The sequence below is a fragment of the Polaromonas sp. P1_E1_2 genome (assembly GCF_056406035.1).
In genome coordinates this window covers 1-3113 of record NZ_JBFUAZ010000509.1, presented here as the reverse complement: position 1 = coordinate 3113, position 3113 = coordinate 1, and the positions used below count along the sequence as shown (strand labels likewise).

Genomic DNA, 3113 nt, shown 5'->3' with positions numbered 1-3113 from the left:
GCCCGAACCCGAACGCATGGCCTTTGTGGCTGAGCTGGCGCGCCGGTGGTGCGTACTTCGCGACAAGCCAAATTCTGACAAACGCGTCGCGCTGATCCTGGCCAACTACCCCAACGATGACGCGCGCCTGGCCAATGGCGTGGGTCTGGACACCCCGGCCTCCACGGTGGCCCTGCTGCGCGCCATGCAGGACGCAGGTTATGTCACAGGTGCCTTGCCCGAAGGCGGTGACGCACTGATCGCCGCGCTGATGGCAGGCGTGACCAACAACCTGGACGCGAACGATATCCGGCCGGCAGGCCAGAGTCTTGCCATGGCCGACTACCTGCAGGACTTCAACCAACTGGACGCTGCCAGCCGCGACGCAGTGAACGCGCTGTGGGGCTCCCCCGAACAGGACCCCATGGTGCGCAGCGGCCGCTTCATGGTCTCCGGCCTGCGCCTGGGGAATGTGTTTGTCGGCATCCAGCCCGCGCGCGGGCGAGACCTGGATTTGGTTGCCACGTATCACGACGCCGACCTGGTGCCCACGCACAACTACCTGGCGGTTTACTTCTGGCTACGCCGCCAGTTTGCGGTCGACGCGGTGGTGCATGTGGGCAAACACGGCAATCTGGAATGGTTGCCCGGCAAAAGCGTGGCGCTAGGCGCCAACTGCTGGCCCGACGCCATCCTGGGCCCGCTGCCGCACCTGTATCCCTTCATCGTCAACGATCCCGGCGAGGGCAGCCAGGCCAAGCGCCGCACGCAGGCCGTCATCATCGACCACCTGATGCCGGCCCTGACCCGCGCCGAAACCTACGGCCCGCTGCAAAAGCTGGAGCGGCAGATGGACGAGTATTACGAGGCCCTGTCACTGGACCCACGCCGCGCCCAACGCCTGCGCGTCGACATCCTGGAGCGCGTGCTCAGTGAAGGCCTGCATGCGGAGCTGGGTTTTGCCAAACCCACTGATGACGCCAGCCGTGAGGCGCTGCTGCTGCGGCTGGACGCCTACCTGTGCGAGATCAAGGAATCTCAAATCCGCGATGGGCTGCACATCCTGGGCACATCACCACAGGGCCGCCAGCAAATCGACACGCTGGTGGCGCTGGCGCGTTTTCCAGGTGGTACGGCCGCCGGCCAGCGCAGCTTGCTGATGGCATTGGCTCAGGATTTGAAGCTGGATAGTGTGGGCGGCTTCAGCGTGTTGAGCCCCGAATGGGCCGCACCTTGGGGCGGCCCATTCCCTCCGGTGTTGCAAGACATGAGTACCGAAGCCTGGCGTCACGCCGGCCATACACGCGAGCGGCTGGAGCTGCTGGCCCGCCAGCTTGTCGCTGACTACGTGGTGGCCCATGCACCCTGGGATGCCACTGCCTGGCCGCACACCGCCCCGGTGCTGCAACGGATGCGCCAGGTGCTGCGTCCGCGGCTGGACGCCTGCGGCCCGCAAGAGATTGCTCAATGCCTGCGCGGCCTGTCAGGCAAGTTTGTGTCTGCCGGCCCCAGCGGTGCACCCTCGCGTGGCCGGCCTGACGTGCTGCCCACCGGCCGCAACTTCTATTCGGTGGACACGCGCGCCGTGCCCACACAGACCGCCTACGCCATGGGCGCCGCGGCGGCTGAGCGCGTGATTGAGCGCCACCTGCAAGACCATGGCGAGATGCTGCGCTGCCTGGGCCTGTCGGTGTGGGGCACCAGCACCATGCGCACGGGCGGCGAAGATATTGCACAAGCCTTTGCGTTGTTGGGTGTACGGCCCAAGTGGGCCGACGGCAGCAGCCGGGTGGTGGACATTGAAGTGCTGCCCATGGCCATCAGGAACCGTCCGCGCGTGGATGTGACTTTGCGCGTGTCGGGTTTCTTTCGCGATGCCTTTCCCAATGTGATTGACTTGTTCGACACTGCGGTGCGTGCCGTGGCCGCGATCAGCGAAGAGGACGAGCCCGACGACGTGAACCCCATCCGCGCCCGTGTGCAGCGCGAAGCCGCTGAGGCAGAAGCCAAGGGATTGAGTGCGGAAGACGCCCAGCGCGAAGCCACCTGGCGCGTATTTGGCCCGCGCCCCGGCGGTTATGGCGCTGGTCTGCAGGAGGTCATGGCCAGCGGCCGCTGGAACGACGGCGCCGACCTGGCCCAGGCTTATCTGCGCGCCGGTGCCTTTGCCTACGGGCAGGGCGAGCATGGCGCACCAGCGCGCGGCAGCTTTGAGCAGCGCCTTACCGGTCTGGACGCAGTACTTCACAACCAGGATAACCGCGAGCACGACGTGCTCGATTCGGACGACTACTACCAGTTCCAGGGCGGCATGGCGGTGGCAGTCGAACACCTGGCGGGCGCACCGGCCACGCTGTACCACGGCGACTTCAGCGTGCCCGGTGCGCCGCGTATCCGCACGTTGGGCGAAGAAGTGGCGCGCGTGGTGCGTTCGCGCGCCGTCAACCCCAAGTGGCTGGAGGGCGTGCGCCGCCATGGCTACAAGGGGGCTTTTGAGATGGCCGCCACGGTGGACTACCTGTTTGCATTTGACGCCACCACAGGCGTGGTGGGCGACCATCAGTACGCGCTGGTGGCCGATGCTTATTTGCACGACGACACCAACCGCGCGTTTTTGCAGCAGCACAACCCCGGCGCACTGCGCAGCATTGGTGAGCGCCTGCTGGAGGCCATGCAGCGCGGCCTGTGGGAGGCGCCAGGCGAGCACCGCGAACGCATCGAAGACCATTTGCTGGCGCTGGAGCGCCGGCTAGAAGAACACGGAGAAGGACCCTTGCCATGAACACGACCATGAATATTCCTGAACTGAATATATCCGTTGAGCCCGCCACCCGTGCGGCCTTTCCCTTCACCGCGCTGGTGGGCCAGCCGCAGTTGCAGCGCGCGCTGCAACTGGCCGCCATTGACCCCGGCATTGGCGGTGTGCTGATCAGCGGCCCACGCGGCACAGCCAAGTCCACCGCGGCCCGTGCGCTGGCCGCGCTGCTGCCCGGTGCGCCCTTTGTCACCTTGCCGCTGGCCGCCAGCCTGGAGCAACTGGTGGGCACGCTGAATGTGGAAGACGTGCTGCGCGACGGCCAGGTGCGCCTGGCGCCCGGGCTGTTGGCGCGCGCCCACAACGGCGTGCTCTATGT

The 3113-nt window shown here is 66.5% G+C and carries 2 protein-coding genes; both read left to right on the top strand.

Annotated features, from left to right (window positions below):
- Positions 1-2761 (top strand): cobaltochelatase subunit CobN (cobN, locus tag AC1D1P_RS19010; RefSeq protein WP_477674045.1); only part of this gene is annotated, 2761 nt, incomplete at its 5' end.
- Positions 2758-3113: ATP-binding protein (locus tag AC1D1P_RS19005; RefSeq protein ID WP_477674044.1), on the top strand; the 356-nt coding region annotated here is incomplete at its 3' end. The genes cobN and AC1D1P_RS19005, both read left to right, overlap by 4 nt.